Annotated in this window: 19 protein-coding genes and 2 riboswitches; of the genes, 16 read left to right on the top strand and 3 right to left on the bottom strand. The window is 36.6% G+C overall.

Features of this window, described 5'->3' with window-relative positions; translation table 11 throughout:
* The first annotated feature begins 281 nt into the window (after positions 1 to 281).
* From ACFHWD_RS14130 to ACFHWD_RS14075, 12 genes are all read left to right on the top strand, one after another.
* Positions 282 to 878, top strand: a complete 597-nt coding sequence (locus tag ACFHWD_RS14130; RefSeq protein ID WP_150355470.1) for a MarR family winged helix-turn-helix transcriptional regulator — start codon at positions 282 to 284, stop codon at positions 876 to 878.
* Positions 879 to 951: 73 nt separating this feature from the next.
* Positions 952 to 1,051: riboswitch (TPP riboswitch) on the top strand.
* A 74-nt stretch (positions 1,052 to 1,125) separates the two neighbouring features.
* Positions 1,126 to 1,425 (top strand): hypothetical protein, encoded by a 300-nt coding sequence (locus ACFHWD_RS14125; RefSeq protein WP_150355471.1) that lies wholly within the window; start codon positions 1,126 to 1,128, stop codon positions 1,423 to 1,425.
* Positions 1,426 to 1,690: 265 nt separating this feature from the next.
* The gene (locus ACFHWD_RS14120; RefSeq protein WP_268253953.1) at positions 1,691 to 2,386 is read left to right on the top strand and encodes a GntR family transcriptional regulator; all 696 of its coding nucleotides are present in this window, start codon (positions 1,691 to 1,693) and stop codon (positions 2,384 to 2,386) included.
* A gap of 452 nt (positions 2,387 to 2,838) precedes the next feature.
* On the top strand, positions 2,839 to 3,612 hold the full coding sequence (locus ACFHWD_RS14115) for an acyl-CoA dehydratase activase (RefSeq protein WP_179977262.1): 774 nt from the start codon (positions 2,839 to 2,841) through the stop codon (positions 3,610 to 3,612).
* Between the two features lie 19 nt (positions 3,613 to 3,631).
* Positions 3,632 to 4,870: a 2-hydroxyacyl-CoA dehydratase subunit D gene (locus ACFHWD_RS14110; RefSeq protein WP_229982092.1), complete on the top strand. Its 1,239-nt coding sequence runs from the start codon at positions 3,632 to 3,634 to the stop codon at positions 4,868 to 4,870.
* Position 4,871: 1 nt separating this feature from the next.
* A complete protein-coding gene (locus tag ACFHWD_RS14105) occupies positions 4,872 to 6,002 on the top strand; it encodes a 2-hydroxyacyl-CoA dehydratase subunit D (protein ID WP_150355474.1) in 1,131 nt (376 codons plus the stop codon).
* Between the two features lie 43 nt (positions 6,003 to 6,045).
* Positions 6,046 to 7,662, top strand: a complete 1,617-nt coding sequence (locus ACFHWD_RS14100) for a class I adenylate-forming enzyme family protein (protein WP_150355475.1) — start codon at positions 6,046 to 6,048, stop codon at positions 7,660 to 7,662.
* Entirely contained in the window at positions 7,631 to 8,770 is a 1,140-nt protein-coding gene (locus ACFHWD_RS14095; protein WP_150355476.1) for an acyl-CoA dehydrogenase family protein, read from the top strand. The genes ACFHWD_RS14100 and ACFHWD_RS14095 overlap by 32 nt, the downstream gene beginning before the upstream one ends.
* Before the next feature lie 18 nt (positions 8,771 to 8,788).
* Positions 8,789 to 9,574, top strand: coding sequence for an electron transfer flavoprotein subunit beta (etfB, locus tag ACFHWD_RS14090; RefSeq protein ID WP_150355477.1), 786 nt, complete (start codon positions 8,789 to 8,791; stop codon positions 9,572 to 9,574).
* Between the two features lie 19 nt (positions 9,575 to 9,593).
* Positions 9,594 to 10,775: an electron transfer flavoprotein subunit alpha gene (locus ACFHWD_RS14085; protein ID WP_150355478.1), complete on the top strand. Its 1,182-nt coding sequence runs from the start codon at positions 9,594 to 9,596 to the stop codon at positions 10,773 to 10,775.
* Positions 10,776 to 10,796: 21 nt separating this feature from the next.
* Positions 10,797 to 12,026, top strand: coding sequence for a CaiB/BaiF CoA-transferase family protein (locus ACFHWD_RS14080; RefSeq protein WP_347562613.1), 1,230 nt, complete (start codon positions 10,797 to 10,799; stop codon positions 12,024 to 12,026).
* A gap of 158 nt (positions 12,027 to 12,184) precedes the next feature.
* Positions 12,185 to 13,153 carry a 2-keto-3-deoxygluconate permease gene (locus ACFHWD_RS14075; protein WP_150355480.1) on the top strand — a complete coding sequence of 323 codons (969 nt, stop codon included), beginning with the start codon at positions 12,185 to 12,187 and terminating at the stop codon, positions 13,151 to 13,153.
* A gap of 199 nt (positions 13,154 to 13,352) precedes the next feature.
* Here ACFHWD_RS14075 and ACFHWD_RS14070 read toward each other — a convergent pair whose 3' ends face one another.
* Both ACFHWD_RS14070 and ACFHWD_RS14065 read right to left on the bottom strand, forming a co-directional pair.
* Positions 13,353 to 13,904, bottom strand: coding sequence for a cysteine hydrolase family protein (locus tag ACFHWD_RS14070; RefSeq protein WP_150355481.1), 552 nt, complete (start codon positions 13,902 to 13,904; stop codon positions 13,353 to 13,355).
* Between the two features lie 55 nt (positions 13,905 to 13,959).
* Complete coding sequence (locus tag ACFHWD_RS14065; RefSeq protein ID WP_150355482.1) at positions 13,960 to 14,319, bottom strand: helix-turn-helix domain-containing protein; 360 nt, start codon at positions 14,317 to 14,319, stop codon at positions 13,960 to 13,962.
* A gap of 329 nt (positions 14,320 to 14,648) precedes the next feature.
* Between ACFHWD_RS14065 and ACFHWD_RS14060 the strand changes: the two genes are divergently transcribed.
* Entirely contained in the window at positions 14,649 to 15,152 is a 504-nt protein-coding gene (locus tag ACFHWD_RS14060; RefSeq protein WP_150355483.1) for a nitroreductase family protein, read from the top strand.
* A gap of 437 nt (positions 15,153 to 15,589) precedes the next feature.
* On the opposite strand, the gene ACFHWD_RS14055 is transcribed toward ACFHWD_RS14060, so the two are convergent.
* Positions 15,590 to 16,702: an alpha/beta fold hydrolase gene (locus ACFHWD_RS14055; RefSeq protein WP_150355484.1), complete on the bottom strand. Its 1,113-nt coding sequence runs from the start codon at positions 16,700 to 16,702 to the stop codon at positions 15,590 to 15,592.
* Positions 16,703 to 16,861: 159 nt separating this feature from the next.
* Here ACFHWD_RS14055 and ACFHWD_RS14050 point away from each other — a divergent pair, with 159 nt between their 5' ends.
* The 3 genes from ACFHWD_RS14050 (at position 16,862) to ACFHWD_RS14040 (ending at position 18,572) form a co-directional block, all read left to right on the top strand.
* Positions 16,862 to 17,422, top strand: coding sequence for a TetR/AcrR family transcriptional regulator (locus ACFHWD_RS14050; RefSeq protein ID WP_106010202.1), 561 nt, complete (start codon positions 16,862 to 16,864; stop codon positions 17,420 to 17,422).
* Positions 17,423 to 17,458: 36 nt separating this feature from the next.
* A riboswitch (TPP riboswitch) is annotated at positions 17,459 to 17,558 on the top strand.
* 166 nt (positions 17,559 to 17,724) lie between these two features.
* Positions 17,725 to 18,450 carry a LytTR family DNA-binding domain-containing protein gene (locus ACFHWD_RS14045; RefSeq protein ID WP_150355485.1) on the top strand — a complete coding sequence of 242 codons (726 nt, stop codon included), beginning with the start codon at positions 17,725 to 17,727 and terminating at the stop codon, positions 18,448 to 18,450.
* The gene (locus ACFHWD_RS14040) at positions 18,441 to 18,572 is read left to right on the top strand and encodes a hypothetical protein (protein WP_378062387.1); all 132 of its coding nucleotides are present in this window, start codon (positions 18,441 to 18,443) and stop codon (positions 18,570 to 18,572) included. The genes ACFHWD_RS14045 and ACFHWD_RS14040 overlap by 10 nt, the downstream gene beginning before the upstream one ends.
* Positions 18,573 to 18,587: the final 15 nt, after the last annotated feature.

Below are 18,587 nucleotides of genomic sequence, written 5' to 3'. Positions count from 1 at the left end.
TCGCTCAAAGCCAAATATTTTCATTACGTTTTGTGCCTTGAGCTAGGCGAAAGGAATGGATATAAACATGAAAAAATATATAAACTAAAAGTAATAGGGCCACTTGGAAATGTGGAAAAGACTGTTGAGAACATAATTAGACTATTGAAGTTGAAGCAGTAAAAAGTTTTCACAAATTATAGTCATGTACTTGACAAGTTAGTTTTAAATCATTATACTATAGTCAAGTACTTGACAAAAATACCTAGGTAATTAAAATTAGTGAAAGGAAGGTATTTCACATGAGTGAAATAAGAGAAGAAATTTTAGAACAGTTTGTACATCTGCATACATTGCTGCATCGCTGTCAAATGAAAAATTTTAAAAATTTTGGACCATGGGGTAACCCCCACAGAGGACAGGGACGTGTTCTTTCAATTCTGAAGATGAAACCTGAGATCAGCCAGAAAGAATTGACCTATCTTTTAGATATGAGCAGGCAGGCCCTGGCGGAACTTTTGAGTAAACTAGAAAAAAATGGATATATTGAGCGTAAGACGTCAGAGGAAGATCGCCGCAGCTTCAATATAAAACTGACTGAAAAAGGTGCTGCAGCAGCCGGTAAGATGGACGATGATACATCGCCTGAACTGGATAAGGTGTTTGACTGTCTGAGCGATGAGGAACTGTCCAACCTCAGTGAATATCTCAAGCGTATTATTGAAGGGCTTCAAAAGCAATTCGGAGGCGACAACGAGGATTTTCGCAAACAGATGCTGGAGAAATTTATGGAACATGGCCATCACCTTAGAGAACACGGAGATGTTTTTTTTGGAGGCGGATTTCATCATGGGTGGTGCGGCAGACATGACAAAGACATGGAAAAAGAGAGAGATTGATATTGTTTCAGCTGTTTTAGCAAAAGATTTGACCAAAGTATAATATATCAAGATGAAATATAAAATTTAATATATGTGTTTGCAGAGGAACCATTTTGGTTGAGAAGGCTAAAACCTGACTCTTTGAACCTGTTTAAGTTAATACTGGCGTAGGGAGCAAATTAATTATTTTAATAATTATAAAGTGTTTATTGTTTCCCAATAAGCACTTTTTTATTTGATTATATGTAAAAAGGAGAGAGGATAAATGACAAATTTCTTGGAGAATGAAAATGTAGTTAAAAAGCTGGAACAATATTTACAATGTTTTAAAAACAAGAGTATAGGTATAAGTGTAGAAGGTAGATTAAGTAGATTGTTATCTTATAATAAAGCTATATTTTATAAAAATGCTAAAAGTATTGTAATAGACTCGGAACATAAGGATAATAAATTTGAGTTGGAGTTATCTTCTATAAAAAGCTGTACTAAAGAGGTTTGCGGAGGATTACAGGATGTACTGATAATATTGTATGACAATACATATATACAAATTTATAATAAGTAATTAAATTGTGATAAATTTAAAGTGAAAATGTAAATATGGTGTGGACAAGATTTATCCAAAAGTAGTTGCTGCTTAACCTGTCATGCTGTAAAACTGGGAGGTTTAGAACTAGAAATTAATGCCACAGCATTTGCAAATACTGCGGCATTAATTATATAATGATATTTACGGAATTAAAACTTTGTTAAAAATCGTATAGAATGTATAAATTATATAATACTAGTTTTTCTATATGATAATCAAAAAATTTAAAGAGGAGAATCGTATGGATTATATATCAAACAACAAGCAACCAATTAGTGTAAAACAAGTATATAGAAGTATTCGAGATAGAATATTAAATCTTGATTTGGAGCCGGGACAAAAAATTAGTGAAAATCAAATGTGCAGAGAGTATGATGTTTCACGTTTTATCATCCGTAATGTATTTACACGTTTAGATCAATTGGAATTATTAACTGTATATCCGCAGAGGGGAACCTATGTAAGTTTAATCGATATAGATTATATAGATGATCTACTAGTACTTAGAACTGCAGTGGAAAAAGAAGTACTGTATGAAATGTTTACAAAGCTCGAAGAAGATAAGAGACTGTCATTGGTGGAAGGACTGGAAAAAAACTTAAAATTACAAAATAATTGTCGAAATATGACATCATATAGTAAAAATTTTCAAGACTTAGATTCTCAATTTCATAAGATTATAATTGACAGTGTAAAACGTTACAGACTGGTAAAAATTTTGGAGAATCCAATGCTTCATATTATAAGATGGCGTAATTTCGATGTAGCTTTTGTTAATAAAATGCCTGAAATAATAGAAGAACATAAAGCCGTAGCAGATGCAATTAAGGAAAATAATTTAAATAAAGCTCAACATGCTATAGAAAAGCATTTGGAAACTAATGCTGGGATGATTGACAGGGCAAAAAAAGAATATCCCCAATATTTTACAAAATGAAAATTATGTATACAAATGTATATATAGAGGTGTTCAATCATTCGAAAGGAGTAGAATCAATTTAAATAAGCTGTCACGGATGTGAGCTGCTTCATGTCAAGTAGACAAATGAAAAAATAAAAAATTTTTGTATCTCCAGCCATGTTTATTTTGTTGGAGATATTTTTATGCTGCTCTATTATTTAGATAATCCCTAATATTCCAAGGGATTTCAATTCCTGTTTTGTAATAGCTTTGCTGATAAATAAATTAATAACTTCAAATCTTTGTGAAATTATTTACAAATAAAAAAGAATGTGCTACTATATACTTGTGAACTTGTTAACAAGGATACAAGAATACAAGGATACAAGAACGGGATATTATAGGATAAATATATGAATATGTTAATTGATATTGATAAGGATTGATTTACAGAATTTGTATTACAAATAAAGGAGGAATCCTCAAGTATGTATACACTGGGAGTTGATATAGGATCAACAACATCAAAATGTGTCATCTTGAAAGATGGAAAAAAAGTAATTGCTTCTTCCATCGTAACTGCAGGAACTGGAACAAAAGGACCTGATAAGTCAAGAAAAAAAGTATTAGAAAAATCTGGATTGAAACAAGATGATTTAAGATATGTTGTAGTGACAGGATATGGAAGATCTACCTATGCTTATGCTGATGCAGAAATAAGTGAATTAACCTGTCATGCATTGGGGGCTCAGCACGTATTCCCTGATGCAAGGACAATTATTGATATTGGTGGACAAGATGCAAAAGTTCTTAGCTTGAATGAAAAAGGTAGAATGGTAAATTTCTTGATGAATGATAAGTGTGCAGCAGGAACAGGAAGATTTTTGGATGTTATGGCTAGGATTTTGCAGCTGGATATTGGTGATTTGGAAGTCAAGGCGGCAGCGGCAAAACATCCTGTTAAAATTTCCAGTACCTGTACTGTATTTGCAGAATCGGAAGTGATATCTCAATTGGCAGCCGGAGTTGAATTGAATGATCTTGTTGCCGGAATCTGCAGCTCTGTAGCAAGTCGAGTTGCCTCTCTTGCAAAGCGTATTGGGATAAGGGAAAAGGTTTGTATGAGCGGCGGTGTAGCTCGCAATGGCGGGGTTAGAGATGCCATGTCAAAGGAACTGGGAGTAGAAATTTTTTATTCACCTTCTGCTCAATTGATGGGTGCACTTGGTGCAGCATTAGCTGCTTATAATAAAGTGAATTAAAAAGAAGGAGGAGTTAGAAATGGCCGAAGAAAAGAAAAAGAAGAAAAGAAGGATTTTGGATCCTAATTCAGCTGCATATAAGCTGAATCAGATTATTGTAAACCATTATAAAGGAGTTCAGGAGGCAAAAGACAGGGGAGAAAAAATTGGATGGTGTGCAAGTAACTTTCCACAGGAAATTTTTCAGACAATGGGAATTAAAGTCTGTTATCCGGAAAATCAGGCAGCGGCAATTGCGGCCAGAGGAGCAGGTGAAAGATTATGTTCCGAAGCAGAGAGCGAAGGCTATCCCAATGATATTTGTGCCTATGCAAGGATAAGTCTTGCCTATACAAAATTGAAGGATGTCAAAGAACAGAATATGCCGCAGCCGGATTTTCTATTATGTTGTAACAATATTTGCAACTGTATGATCAAATGGTATGAATGTATTGCCAAAAAACTAAATATACCGCTTATTTTAATAGATATACCGTTTAATCCTGATTATGAAGTATCGGATGCCCAGGTTGCCTATATCAAAAGTCAGTTTATAGATGCAATTAAACAGCTGGAAAAAATAACGGGAAAGAAATGGGACAACAATAAATTCAAGGAAGTTATGAAAATCTCAAATCGTACTTCGAGAGCATGGCTTGAAGCTACCAGTTACACTAAATATCAACCTTCTCCATTAAATGGTTTTGATTTGTTGAACCACATGGCAGTGGCAGTATGTGCAAGGGGAACGGTAGAAGCTGCAGAGGCATTTGAAACTTTAGTTGAGGAATACAAAAAGGCTGTTAAAGAAGGTACAAGCACTTTCCGCGCAGATGAGAAATATAGAATTATGTTTGAGGGAATTGCATGCTGGCCTTATCTTCGTGTTACATCTAAAGGTCTTAAATCCAGGGGAATAAATATGGTAGCAACAATTTATGCAGATGCCTTTGGATTCTTATATGATGATTTTGACGGCCTTGTAAAAGCTTATTGCAGGGTTCCCAATGCCATAAATCTGGAACTTGCCCGTGATAAGAGAGTTGCCCTGGCCAAAAAAACTGGAGCAGAAGGTTTGCTAGTACATACCAATAGATCCTGCAAACTCTGGAGCGGATTCATGTATGAAATGAGCCGACAGATTGGAGAAGAATGTGATATACCTGTTGCATCCTTTGATGGAGATCAAGCTGATCCACGTAATTTCTCGGAAGCCCAGTATGAAACCCGTGTGCAGGGATTAACTGAAATTATGGAAGCAAATAAGGGGGACAAATAAAATGGATGTATTAAATAAATTGTTAGCGGAATTTCATGATATTGCTGAAAACCCGGATAAGCAGCTTCAGTATTATCTTAGTGAAGGTAAGAAAGTGGTTCTCTGTGCACCTGTGTATACACCTGAGGAAATTGTACATTCTATGGGAATTGTTCCGATGGGAGCCTGGGGTGCAGATATTGAGATAAAGGAAGCCAAAAAGTATTTTCCTGCATTTATATGCAGTATAATGCAATCTATTTTGGAACTCGGAATTACCGGCAAGTATAGAGGAGTATCAGCTATTCTAATACCTTCCCTATGTGACTCACTGAAATGCCTTGGACAAAACTGGAAATATGCAGTGAAAGATATTCCTTTTATACCAATGACTTATCCGCAGAACAGAGCCAGCGAAGGAGGAAAAAAATTTACCAGAGCTGGATATGAGAGAGTTATAAAAGATCTTGAAAAAGCAACTGGATCATCTTTCTCTGAAGAATCACTCTGGAATTCCATCAAAATCTACAATGCACACAATGCTGCAATGAGAAAATTAAGTGATCTGCTTGTTGAGTATCCACAAATAACCGTTTCGCAGAGAAGCGACATATTCAAGAGTGCATATTTTATGGAAAAAGAAAAACATACTGAATTGGTAAATAAATTTATACAGGCTTTGAGAGAAAGCGGTAAAGGAAAAGATAGAAAGATCAAAATTGTCACATCTGGAATTTTGGCTGACAGTAGAAACCTGTTGAATATTCTGGATGACAATAATATGCAGGTTGTGGGAGATGATATTGCAGATGAATCACGTCAGTATAGAGTAGATACGGACACAGAATCTGAAAAGTCGTCTCTGGACGCACTTAGTGCAAAATTTTCTAATATGGGTAATTGCTCTGTATTATATGATGTGGACAAGAAAAGGGCTGACTATATTGTAAATTTGGCAGAGCGTACGGGTGCGAATGGGGTAATTATTTTCATGACCAAGTTCTGTGACCCCGAGGAATTTGACTGTGTATTTGTAAGAAAAGCCCTTGATTCAGCAGATATTCCAAGTACAGTGATTGAAGTTGACAGGCAGATGGCTAATTATGAACAGGCTAAAACAGCAATCCAAACTTTTAAAGAAATGCTTAGTTAAGTTTTAGATTATTTACCTTAATTAGAAAAGGAAGATCTGATATATGAGATTGGAAAATATAACAATAGGGCAAGTTTTGTTACAGAGGTTGAAAACTATGGCAGACGAAAGTGCATTTGAATACAGGGATGTTTTTTATACCTGGAGAGATTTAGACGAACTTTCCGATGTATTTGCAGTTAAATTCCTGAAGCGCGGCATTAAATACAATACTCATGTTGCCATTTGGGGCGGCAATACTCCAAATTGGATAATTACCTATGTGGCATTAGCTAAAATTGGAGCTGTATCCGTGTTAATAAACCCAAGATATAAGGAAGAAGAATTAGCTAAAACTTTTGAATATTCAGATGTAGAGTATGTTTGTTATGGTGATTGCTGCAGCAATAGTAAAAACATTATAAACTGTTTGAATAATAGAAATATAGGTAAAGTAAAAGAATACATGTATATGGGCAAAAATGAACATCATGGGGAAAATAGAGATCAGATCTTGAAAAATCTAAATCCTTCTGATGTGGAAAATCTAAAAGAAGCGGAAAATAAAGTCACTCCACAGCATATTGCCAGCATTGTATTTACATCAGGCACTACATCTTTTCCAAAAGGTGTTATGCTCACTCACTACCAGCTTGTAAATATTTCTAGAGAAGCGGTGGAACAGATGAAGTGGGAAGCAGGTGACAGAATGTGCATGTCAGTTCCCTTATTCCACTGCTTTGGATTGAGTACTGGTTTTCTTGCCAGCTTGAGAGTGGGATTTTGCATTTATTTGATGCCGGAGCTTCATACCTCCTGTATTTTGAAATGTATCCACAAGTATAAAATTACTATTTTAAATGGCGTACCTACAATATTCTTGGCCCTGCTGAGCAATCCCGAGAGGAGGAAATATGATCTGTCCTCTTTGAAGTCGGGAATTATAGCCGGATCAAAAGTATTTAAGGAAGATTATTTAAAGATATGTAAAGAGCTGAAGTTTGAAAAGCTGCAGCAGTCCTATGGACAGACGGAAACGTCTCCCTGTGTTACTTTCAATGGTTATGATGATTCAATGAATATTAAATGTATTTCCGTGGGGAAGGTGATCCCCAATGTGAAAATAAAAATTGTCAGTACAAAAGACGGACGTGATTTGGGGCCTTATGAGGCCGGAGAAATCCTGGTTAAGGGCTTCAATGTAATGAAGGGATATTATAAATGCACAAGACAAAATTGCGAAAAGGTTAAAGGAGGATGGCTCTATACGGGAGATATCGGCTATGTCGACAACTGTAGAAACCTTTATATTACTGGTAGAAAAAAAGATATCATAATAAGATCTGGAGAAAATATATCGCCAGTGGAAATAGAGGAGGCAATTTTGAGATATCCCGGTGTCCTTCAGGTAAAGGTGTTTGGAATACCCGTACCTGTCGTGCAGGAGGAAATAGCAGCCTGTATTGTTGCAGAGAATGGAAAACTGGATGTAGATGGTCTTGTGAGATATTTAAAAAAACATATTGCTGATTATAAGGTTCCAAAATATATTTATACTTTTAAAGAATTCCCAACGAATCTTAATGGGAAAGTGAATGTAAAACAGTTAAAAAAAGAAATTCAAAGGAAGGTAAGTAAGGAGGAAGATTATGATTTTAACAGAACAGCATCAACTGATTAGAAAACTGGCAAGAGGTTTTGCTGAAAAAGAACTTACATCGGATATTTTGGATGAAGTTGAAGCTACAGGAGAATTTCCAGAAGAAATTTTAAAGAAAATGGCCAAGGCAGGTTTTTTTGGAATAAAAGTTCCAAGGGAATTGGGAGGTGCCGGAGCTGATAATCGTGCTTATGTGATTGTAATGGAGGAAATTGCAAGAGTAAGCGGAGTTGCCAGCATATATGTTTCCTCTCCAAATTCTCTTTCCGGAGGCCCCCTGCTGTTGTCAGGAAATGATGAGCAGAAAGATAAATATCTGAAACCGGTAGTAACGGGAGATAAAAAAATTGCCTTTGCATTGACGGAACCTGGAGCGGGCTCCGATGCAGGTGGTATGTCTACAACGGCAGTGAAAGACGGGGATTATTATGTACTAAATGGTCGTAAAACTTTTATTACAATGGCGCCTTTAGCTGATTTTGCAGTGATCTATGCCAAGACAGACATGAGCAAGGGTACAAGAGGTATTTCCGCTTTTATTGTCGATATGAAACAGGAAGGTGTGTCCTGTGGAAAGCCGGAGGCTAAGATGGGAGTAATCGGATGTGCAACCAGCGACATTATTTTAAATAATGTCAGGGTACATAAGAGCAACCTTCTTGGAGAATTGAACAAGGGGTTTATAAATGCCATGAAAACTCTTGATGTGGGGCGTATTGGTGTGGCATCTCAATCCATTGGCATAGCCCAGGCAGCACTTGATGAATCCATTAAATATGCAAAGGAGAGAAAGCAGTTTGGAAGAAGAATTGGGGATTTTGAAGCCATTGCTTTTATGATTGCGGATATGGCTACAAAGTTAAAGGCAGCTAAAGAATTAGTCTATGATGCTGCATACCTCAAGGACACCAATCAGGATGCCTCGATGGCATGCTCCATGGCCAAGTATTATGCATCGGAAATCTGTAATGAAATCTGTGCAAAAGCCGTCCAGATTCACGGCGGATATGGATTCATAAAAGATTATAAGGTTGAGCGTTTGTATAGAGACTGCAGGGTATTTACTATTTATGAAGGAACATCTCAGGTACAGCAAATAGTAATTTCCAGGAAGCTGTTAAAGAAGTAGGAAGGGGAGTTGTAATTTATGAAGATTTTAGTATGTGTAAAACAGGTACCTGATACAAATGAAGTCAAGATTGATCCCGTAAAAGGAACGTTGATAAGAGAGGGAGTACCTAGTATCTTAAATCCCGACGACGCCAATGCACTTGAGGCTGCATTGACTATAAAAGATGAGAATCCAGGTACAACGGTTGCTGTAATGACCATGGGGCCGCCGCAGGCATCTGTCATGCTGAGGGAATGTCTTGCCATGGGAGCTGATGAAGCGTATTTACTGAGTGATCGTGCTTTTGGAGGAGCAGATACCTGTGCTACATCCACTACTATTGCAGCAGGTATAAGAAAATTCGGACCTGTGGATATCATTTTTGCAGGAAGACAGGCGATAGATGGTGATACGGCCCAGGTAGGACCGCAGGTGGCAGAGAGACTTGGTTTGCCTGTAGTGACTTATGTACAGCATATAAAATTTGATGGAAATAAACTAGTTGTCCAAAGGCAGCTTGAAAATGGATATGAAGTAGTGGAAGCTCAGGTTCCCTGTCTTCTTACAGTAGTGAAGGAACTAAATGAGCCGAGATATATGAGCATTTATAGAATTGTCGATGCCTATAAAAAAGAAATTACTGTGTGGAACCACGAGGATATATACCTGGATCCGAAAGAATGTGGATTGAATGCATCACCTACACAGGTGTTTCGTTCTTTTACACCACCACCAAAGGGAAAAGGTGAAATGTTGAAGGGATCCGTTAATGAAATGGCATCTAGTCTTATCTTCAAGTTGAAAGAAAAACACGTATTATAAGAAAGGGCGGCTGAGTAAAATGACTATGAGGGTTTTGAAAGATAAATGCAAGGGTTGTACTAAATGTGTGCAGAACTGTCCTTTTGGTGCAATCACTATGAAAAATAAAATTGCTGATATTGGAGGAGCTTGTACTGGATGTGGGGTTTGTGTAGAAATATGCCCCTTTGGAGCAATAGAAAAAGTTGAAGAAGAAAAGAAATCAGTTGATCTGAGTGCCTATAAAGGCGTATGGGTATTTGCAGAACAGCGTCAGGGAAAGATTATGCCTGTAGTTATAGAACTTTTGGGCGAAGGTAAAAAACTGGCGAAAGAAGTTGGAACAGAGCTTTGTGCAGTGCTTTGTGGAAATAATGTAGGAAGACTGGCTGATGAACTCTTTGCCTATGGTGCCGACAAGGTTTATGCGGCAGATCATCCTGAATTGGAAAATTATCGTACCGATGCTTATAGCAAGGTTATTTTTGAAGCTATTTCAAAATACAAACCAGAAATAGTGTTGCTTGGGGCTACCCATATAGGACGTGATTTGGGACCCTGCCTTGCTGTAAAATGCAGTACCGGATTGACTGCGGATTGTACTAAATTGGAGATTGATCCTGAAGACAAAAAAATAAAGCAGACAAGGCCGGCTTTTGGTGGGAACCTCATGGCTACTATTGTCTGCCCTAATAATCGTCCTCAAATGTCTACAGTAAGACCTGGAGTTATGGATAAAGCTGTTTATGAAAAAGGCCGTAAAGGACAGCTTGTAAAATTAGATGTTGAATTTGAAAAAGGCGATATCAGGACAAAAGTTGTAGATGTAGTGAAAAAAGTAGAAAATGCAGTTTCACTGACAGATGCAGATATTATTGTATCCGGAGGTATGGGACTTGGAAAACCTGAAGGATTTAAATTGTTGAAACAGCTGGCGGATAAATTAGGTGGAACTATTGCTGCTTCAAGGGCCTGTGTGGATGCAGGGTGGATTGACCACTCCTATCAGATAGGACAAACAGGTACTACTGTAAAGCCCAAAATTTATTTTGCATGCGGCATTTCAGGCGCCATACAGCATCTGGCAGGTATGCAGAATTCTAACTATATAGTTGCCATAAACAAAAATGAGAATGCACCTATTTTCAAGGTGGCTGACTACGGAATTGTAGGTGACTTGTATCAAGTAATTCCTGCAATATTGGAAGAATTGGACAAATAATAAATTTAGGAGGAAATGATTATGAAAAATAAACCATTGGAAGGTGTAAGAGTTATTGAGCTGGCAAACTTTATAGCTGCTGCAACTGCAGGTCGTTTTCTTGCTGATCTGGGCGCAGATGTTATAAAGATAGAAAGCCCAAAAGGAGATCCTATTCGTTATACGGCACCAAGTGAGGGAAGACCTCTGGATATGCATGAAAATACCACATGGGATCTTGAAAATGCAAATAAACGCTGTATTTCATTGAATATGAAAACTCCAGAGGGAAAAGAGGCCTTCTTTAAACTTTTGGATACAGCAGATATATTCATTACAAACTGGAGAGTTCATGCGTTAGAACGTGCCGGAGTAGATTACGAAAGTCTAAAGAGCAGATATCCTAAGCTTGTTTATGCAATGTGCACCGGTTATGGAGAATATGGCCCCGACAAGGATTTGCCTGGATTTGACTTTACTGCCTTCTTTGCAAGGGGCGGTTATCTTGAGACACTGCGTCAAAAAGATTCCGTTCCAATGAATGTGGTGCCCGGATTGGGAGATCACAACGTAGGCATGAACCTGGTAGCCGGAATCCTGGCTGCACTATATCAGGCAAAAACCAAGGGAATAGGGGAAAAAGTTACTACAAGTCTGTTCCAGACTGCTGTTTTCAATATGGGGATGATGGTACAAGCTGCGCAGTATAAGGATATAGGAACGCCATATCCCATTAATGTCCGTGAAGGAAATAATCCACTTCTTGCAGCATGGAAAACAAAAGAAGGAAGATATATACAGACATGTACGCCTGATTATAATACCTATTATAAAAAATTCATGTCTGCAATCGGAAGAGACGATCTGGCTGATTCTGAAAGATATTTTCCAATTCAAAATGTACAAAAGGCAGGAGTGGGCCATGAAGTCTATGACATTGTAATGGAAGCTATCGGGAAGATGACAGTGGAGGAGTGCAGTGAGAGATTGACAAAGGCGGATATACCTTTTGCTCTTGCACAGTCACTAGAGGAAATACTTGAAGATAAACAGGCATGGGCCAACGAATGCTTCTACAGTATGAAATATGATAATGGAAATACCCGAACATTGGTCAGACCACCTGTAAACTTTGCTGAAATGGGAGAGCCGGAGTATGTACGCGGACCTATGATAGGCGAGCAGGGCAGGAATATTTTGAAGGAAATTGGATATACAGATGATCAAATCAATAAATTAATTGATGATAAGGCACTTTATATCGGGGAATAAATAAATTGTTAATTTCATACCAGTATATATATTATGCAGGCAATTGACATGATATGTATTGGTATGAAAGAAAATTTTTTTAAAAATAAGCTGGTCAAAATATTATTTGAATATTAGCACAATTTTTAAGAAAATTATAGAATTAGGGAGGCTCGTAAATGAAAATTTTAGAAACTGTTGAGAAAGTTCCAGGAGGATTGATGATTATCCCTCTATTCCTTGGAGCAATAATAAATACATGTTTTCCTCAGATAATAAAAATTGGCGGAATTACCACGGCAACTTTTTCTACGGGTGCCCTGGCGTTTATAGGATGTAATTTGTTATGTGTCGGTGCCCAGATAAATCTTAAAGGTGTGGCAGAGTCATTAAAACGTGGGGCAGTACTTACAATTGGAAAATTTCTTGCAGGTTTTATTCCAGCTATAATTGTAGTGAAGATGTTTGGAAACGATGGAATATTTGGAATTACACCCTTGCTGCTTCTAGCAGCTGTTACGAGTGATAACTGCGGCATATACCTTGGGCTTATGTCCGAGATTGGTGATAAATATGATCTAGGTGCACAGGCATTACTTGGCCTTACTGTAGGCCCACTGTTTACACTGCTTGGATTGGGAGTTGCTGGATGCGGCTTTAATCCCATTGCTATAATTGCATCAGTTGGAACAATGGTTGTAGGTTTTATACTGGGAAATCTTGATGAGGATATAAGAAATTTCTTAAAGAGTGGAATTATGTTCACGCTGCCCTTCTTAGGGTTTTCAGTTGGAACTGGATTGAATATTGTAAACATAGTTAGAGGCGGTTTCACAGGTATTTTGTTGGGAGTATTGGTTATTGTATTGTCATTTATATTTTTGGTTCCTGCCGATAAATTTATACTTCGCCGTCCTGGATATGCTGCCGTTGCAAATTGTTCATCTGCCAGCAGTTCCGTAGCAGTTCCTGCCATTGTGGCTCAGTCAATACCAAGTCTTTCAGGTCAGGTGGCCACTGCTACTACAGCTATTGCTGCATCGGCAGTAATTACTGCAATTTTATGTCCTATACTGACGTCTGTTGTGGTTAAAAAATGGGGATGGGCGAAGAATCCCATTAAAGAAAATAATATAAAAAATGTATAAATGTAGATAGATTTAGAAAAAAATTTAATAAGTAATGTTAATATTGTAACTATTAATAATTAAGAATAAGTAATGTGACACATTTTTCACCTTTAAATATTTTAATATATGGAAATGTGTCACATGATTTTTTGGTGTATACTCCTCTTGAGATAGCTAATCGAGTAAATTCGAACTATGTCTTTAATTACTATTTTTCCTAATGAGCCTGCTTTATCCATCCATCAGCATCCATGATATTTGCAAAACTGTTGTCTAGCGCTGCCATGAAAGTGGCTTGTACTGTTGAGGCAGGAATTATGGTGTTATTCCATATTAAATCTTTTGTTGCACATGCGTTTTCAATAAGTGTAACACTGTAGCCAAAATTTCTAGCGGATCTTACGGTTGTATCTACACACATATGCATCATCATGCCACAGATTACTAAATGATCTACTTTTTGACTGTCAAGCTCTTTTTTCAGGTTTGTCTGAAAGAAACTGTCCGGAGTGTGCTTCATTATTCGCAGTTCTCCATCACTGGGAAATACGCTTTTATGAATTTCCATACCTTTGGTATCTGGCAAAAAGAATGCAGCGTCTTTTTCACTGCTGATGTGCTGGACATGAAATACTGGTAATTCATTTTTACGGAAAAATGCCAGTACCTTGCTGGCATTTATACCAGCCTGATAGGCTTGAGATAATTCAAATTTCCCTCTGGGAAAGTAATCATTTTGTATATCAATCAAGACTAATCCTAAATTCATAGTTAACACCTCCATTAATAAAAATTATAACCTAAGAGGTGAAAAAGTAAATTACTTACTTTTTGGTATGTAAGTCCTTACAGGAGCATATTCCTTTTTGTTCCAGCATATATTCAATACCGATTTCCTGCATTATTTCTACAGCCTGCAGCATTTTCCGCCCTCGCTTCGTCAAAAAATATTCAACGTGCAATGGATATCCCTGGGCACTGATTTTATTAATTATTGTAAATTCACGGAGCTCTTTAAGCTGCTGCAATAGCATTTTTTGTGATATTCCTTCGATGACATGTTCCAGCTGTGAAAAGGTTTTACTACCGTCTTTCAACTGGAATACAATGATGGTTTTCCATTTACCTTTTACAATATCATGTACAATTTCCAGGGGACAAGTATATTCCTGGCGTATTTTCATATTTTGCACCTCACAATCTTTTAGTTATTATATCACAAAAATAAAACAGGGTATGAATAAGTGTATTATGTAATAAACCTTTATTATTTTAGTAAAAAAATATATATGCTGAAGTATGATGAAAGGAATTTTCATCTGAATTGTCCACTTGCGATAATCATCCCGCTGATAGTGCCAGCTGCCTTAATATCTTAAATTGCTCCATATCATGTATATGGATTATTGACTTATACTCAAAGAAGGTGTTAATATATTTCAAAGGATAAGTTCATATGGATTATATATCCATAATGTTAGACCAGCTATAAAAGTCAATAGGAGGTAGTATAATGGATGCTATTTTAGAAAGAAGAAGCATACGAAAATATACGGATAAAACAATTTCTAGGGAAACAATAGAAAAAATTTTGAAGGCAGCTATGTCCGCACCTTCAGCAGGTAACGAGCAACCATGGCAGTTTATTGTTTTAAACGATAAAAATATATTAGATGGTATTACTAAAGTACATCCCTATTCACAAATGCTCAAACAAGCCAGTCATGCCATTGTCATCTGCGGTGATATGAAATTCAAAAAATTTGACGAAGATTTCTGGATACAGGATTGTTCTGCTGCTGCAGAAAATATACTTGTCATGTCACAGGCTCTTGGATTAGGTGCAGTATGGCTTGGGGTATATCCGGCGAAAGAAAGAGTTGAAGGCATTGCTAAGCTGTTAAACCTTCCTGAACAGATAGTGCCTTTTTGTGTAATATCCCTGGGTTATCCCGGAGAAGAGAAACCTGTTGCTGATAGATATAATGAAGAAAGAGTACATTGGAGTAAGTGGTAATAATTGATTTTACGGCAGGAGCGTGTAAAAGATGAAGTTTTTAGCGCTTCATCTTTTTTATTTTTTATAAAATTATTGCATTAACCATTTTGAAGAACGGTTTTGGAAGTAAATGAGTATAAAAAATTTTCAAAAATTATAGTGAAGTACTTGACAAATTAGCTTTAAATTATTATACATACCATCAACTTAGAGAACACGGAGATGTTTTCTTTGGAGGCGGATTTCATCATGGATGGTGCGGCAGACATGGCAATGACATGGGAAAAAAGAGAGATTGATATTGTTTCAGCTGTTTTAGAGAAAGATTTGACCAAAGTATAATATATAAAAATAGAAGGCAGTAATCCTATAAATTGGATACTGCTTTCTACTTGTTACATGCTTGTGCGTACAGATATTAAAATATATATTTTTATTCCTGTAAATAAGTTTTCTCAGCCCAGAAATTTTTTAATCTCATCAAAGGCAAGAGTAATCTTGTCAGCCTGACAATGCTGTTCTCCGCCGGTTTCCCTGGTAAAGACCTTTGTAGTAATGGAACCTGCATTGCAAAGTTCCTGCTGAAGTTGAGGAAGTCTTGAAATTGGCACATACTGATCATCTTCACCGGCCAATAGTAGAACGTCCTGGTTGATAAATTGTCCTATGCCTTTCATGCTGTGGCGTTTGAAATTTCTGCACAGATCAAAGGGTGTAGTTTCGCCGGTGATTTCGTAACCTTTATTTATTTTCCATGTCAGATCAATATTGCCCTGCATCATCTTGTTTATGAAATTATTGAATTCAGCGGATTTACCGGCTTCAAACAATTTAATGAGTTTATTTCCTATTTCTTTGGGCATTCGATTCATCAATGGATCCAGTCCGGAATAGAAGATATCAAATGCTATTACTTTGTCTATGCGCTTTTCAAAAGCTGCTGCACGCATGACAAAATAACCTCCCCAGGATATGCCGATTGCACTGACACGTTTCAAATTGAAATAATCAATTACTGTCGAAACCGGTTTTTCCCAGCTTGGAATAAACTTAAGCCCGTTTTTTAAAGCCGTACCCTGGCCCGGACCGTCAAAAACAATTATGTTATAGTCTGTATTTTTTAAAAATACAGCTTCTTTGATGATTTCTTCCATATAGGAATCATAGCCTCCAAAAATAATCAGTGTTTTATGTGCGTTTGGGTTGAACAGCTCTACAGCTGGAAGAAAGGAGTTTTCATAGGGAACCTTGTAGCTTTTGAAATCAAAATCATTATAGTAGTTGTAAAAGTTTCTGCGGTATCCTTCATACATTTTCTGTTTGTTGGGATTTTCGGGCTGCAGGTAAAATTCAGCTGCCTTGTAATAATTTGAGGCTATGCCGTAAAAGCCTTCATTTTCCCGCTTCACAGCAAGATGTGACCAGTTTTCATACCAGCTGTCAAAATCTTTTAATTTGGGAACTATTTGTTTTAAATCCTCCCTTACCCCGGGATCATTTTCATAATCATAAGTAAAACGAGTTATCTGCAGATCAAATTGTTCATTGCCTGTATATTTTTTGAACATAAGAATACCTCCGTTTAATTGATTGATTTGACCTATGGGCCATTAACTAGAGTATATTGTTATTTTAAAGGACAAACAATTGTTAAAATGATATAATATGTTCGTAATCGAATGAAACATATAAAAATGTACTAAATCGAACAAGAGGTGTGAGATTGATTGGCGGAAGATGTGCGTATTTTTAAAACAAAACAAAATATCCAAGCAGCTTTTATCAAATTACTGGGGAAAAAAGATTTTGACAGTATTACAATTAAAAACATATGTGAGGCTTCATTAACAAGCCGTTCTACTTTTTACAGCCACTACACAGACAAATATGATCTTTTGGAAAAAGTTGTGCAGTACTATGTTGATATTGTGAAGAAGAAAGCAAAACTGCGTTTTTTACAAACGGAGAGCGGCGGTGTAGAGAAAATTATAGGCGATGTTTCCCAAATATTTTCACATCGTAAGGAAGAGATAAAGACACTGCTGAAAGTTCATGTACCCAGGGGGGATCTGCGAGAAGAAATTGAAAAGATTCTTTTTTCACAGTGTCGTTTATATTTACAACAGCATAAAAAATCTACAGATGTTTCACTAGATCTATTGGCTAATCTTTATGTGGCGAATGTTTTTGTGCTTATGACCTGGATACTGGAAAATGGTATGGATAAGAAGGCTATCAATCTTCTAAATAGATTGCAGTATTACTTTTTCACACAAATGTCCCTTTAAGGTTATTACAAAAAAATAAAATGTAAAATTTAATATATGTGTTTGCAGAGGAACCATTTTAGTTGAGAAGGCTGAAACCTGACTCTTTGAACCTGTTTAAGCTAATACTGGCGTAGGGAGCAAACTAATTATTTTAATAGTTATAAAGTGTTTATTGTTTCCTAATAAGCACTTTTTTATTTTATCCAACATAAGTATAGGATTAATTTAATCAAAATGCCTATATGTGTCAGGTATCTTTTGAATTTACCTAGTGCTGTAGTAAAATATAAATAAATACTAAGTCAACAGGATGTGAAATTATGCTTCAAGTTTTGATTTGTGAGGACAACGCGGCCTACAGGGAAAAATTCAAAAAGGTTGTTGAAGACATTATATTAAAGGAGAATATTGATTTGAAAATATCCCTGTGTACCGAAAATCCCATGGAAGTAATTGAATATATAAAAAGGCGGGATATTACAGGTATCTATTTTCTGGATGTGGATTTGAAGTGCAGCATGAATGGCATAAAATTGGGTGAAAAGATAAGAGATTTTGATCCCCGGGGATTTATAATTTTTACTACAGTTCATATGGAAATGAGCTATATGGTGTTTAAATACAAGGTGGAGGCCATGGATTATGTGGCAAAAGACGAGGAGAATTTTACAGACAGAGTGAAAGACTGCCTGCTTAAAGCTTATGGCGATTACTATAGGGAGAGTTCAAAGGACAAGTATATCTCTATAGATGAAGACTGCAGGATTATCAATATAAAATTGAAAGACATCCTTTTTATAGAAACCAGTGCTGCAGCGCACAGGATAAGGGTTCATGAAGAAAACAGGCAGGTTGAATTTTACGGAAGTCTGAAGGATGTGCAAAAAAAGCTTACTTCCAATTTTTACAGATGCCATAAATCCTATATTGTCAACAGGGACAAGATTGCTGAAGTGGACATGAAGTCAAACAGGATAATCATGACAAATGGGGAAAAATGTTATGTTTCCTTCAGATATAAAAGGGGGCTTAAAGGATGCTTATAAAAGAATTCCACTTAAGTAAACTTTTCACGGAGCTTGTGCTTCCTCCTATTACCTGTCAGTATATTGTGCTGTATTTCAATATGGATTCTGTCTGGATACAAAACAGACTTTCGCAAAGCTAAAAAACATTTTTTAAC

The organism is Clostridium sp. MT-14 (assembly GCF_042436595.1).
GTDB lineage: Bacteria > Bacillota > Clostridia > Clostridiales > Clostridiaceae > Clostridium_B > Clostridium_B aromativorans.
The sequence above is the reverse complement of the archived record's forward strand: the minus strand, read 5'-3'. Positions and strand labels throughout refer to the sequence as shown.

What these genes read in the sequence shown, in the direction of transcription:
- ACFHWD_RS14130 (WP_150355470.1), top strand. Translation starts at nt 282, where the DNA reads ATGAGTGAAATAAGAGAAGAAATTTTAGAACAGTTTGTACATCTGCAT.
- ACFHWD_RS14125 (WP_150355471.1), top strand. Translation starts at nt 1,126, where the DNA reads ATGACAAATTTCTTGGAGAATGAAAATGTAGTTAAAAAGCTGGAACAA.
- ACFHWD_RS14120 (WP_268253953.1), top strand. Translation starts at nt 1,691, where the DNA reads ATGGATTATATATCAAACAACAAGCAACCAATTAGTGTAAAACAAGTA.
- ACFHWD_RS14115 (WP_179977262.1), top strand. Translation starts at nt 2,839, where the DNA reads ATGTATACACTGGGAGTTGATATAGGATCAACAACATCAAAATGTGTC.
- ACFHWD_RS14110 (WP_229982092.1), top strand. Translation starts at nt 3,632, where the DNA reads ATGGCCGAAGAAAAGAAAAAGAAGAAAAGAAGGATTTTGGATCCTAAT.
- ACFHWD_RS14105 (WP_150355474.1), top strand. Translation starts at nt 4,872, where the DNA reads ATGGATGTATTAAATAAATTGTTAGCGGAATTTCATGATATTGCTGAA.
- ACFHWD_RS14100 (WP_150355475.1), top strand. Translation starts at nt 6,046, where the DNA reads ATGAGATTGGAAAATATAACAATAGGGCAAGTTTTGTTACAGAGGTTG.
- ACFHWD_RS14095 (WP_150355476.1), top strand. Translation starts at nt 7,631, where the DNA reads ATGATTTTAACAGAACAGCATCAACTGATTAGAAAACTGGCAAGAGGT.
- etfB (WP_150355477.1), top strand. Translation starts at nt 8,789, where the DNA reads ATGAAGATTTTAGTATGTGTAAAACAGGTACCTGATACAAATGAAGTC.
- ACFHWD_RS14085 (WP_150355478.1), top strand. Translation starts at nt 9,594, where the DNA reads ATGACTATGAGGGTTTTGAAAGATAAATGCAAGGGTTGTACTAAATGT.
- ACFHWD_RS14080 (WP_347562613.1), top strand. Translation starts at nt 10,797, where the DNA reads ATGAAAAATAAACCATTGGAAGGTGTAAGAGTTATTGAGCTGGCAAAC.
- ACFHWD_RS14075 (WP_150355480.1), top strand. Translation starts at nt 12,185, where the DNA reads ATGAAAATTTTAGAAACTGTTGAGAAAGTTCCAGGAGGATTGATGATT.
- ACFHWD_RS14070 (WP_150355481.1), bottom strand. Translation starts at nt 13,904, where the DNA reads ATGAATTTAGGATTAGTCTTGATTGATATACAAAATGATTACTTTCCC.
- ACFHWD_RS14065 (WP_150355482.1), bottom strand. Translation starts at nt 14,319, where the DNA reads ATGAAAATACGCCAGGAATATACTTGTCCCCTGGAAATTGTACATGAT.
- ACFHWD_RS14060 (WP_150355483.1), top strand. Translation starts at nt 14,649, where the DNA reads ATGGATGCTATTTTAGAAAGAAGAAGCATACGAAAATATACGGATAAA.
- ACFHWD_RS14055 (WP_150355484.1), bottom strand. Translation starts at nt 16,702, where the DNA reads ATGTTCAAAAAATATACAGGCAATGAACAATTTGATCTGCAGATAACT.
- ACFHWD_RS14045 (WP_150355485.1), top strand. Translation starts at nt 17,725, where the DNA reads ATGCTTCAAGTTTTGATTTGTGAGGACAACGCGGCCTACAGGGAAAAA.
- ACFHWD_RS14040 (WP_378062387.1), top strand. Translation starts at nt 18,441, where the DNA reads ATGCTTATAAAAGAATTCCACTTAAGTAAACTTTTCACGGAGCTTGTG.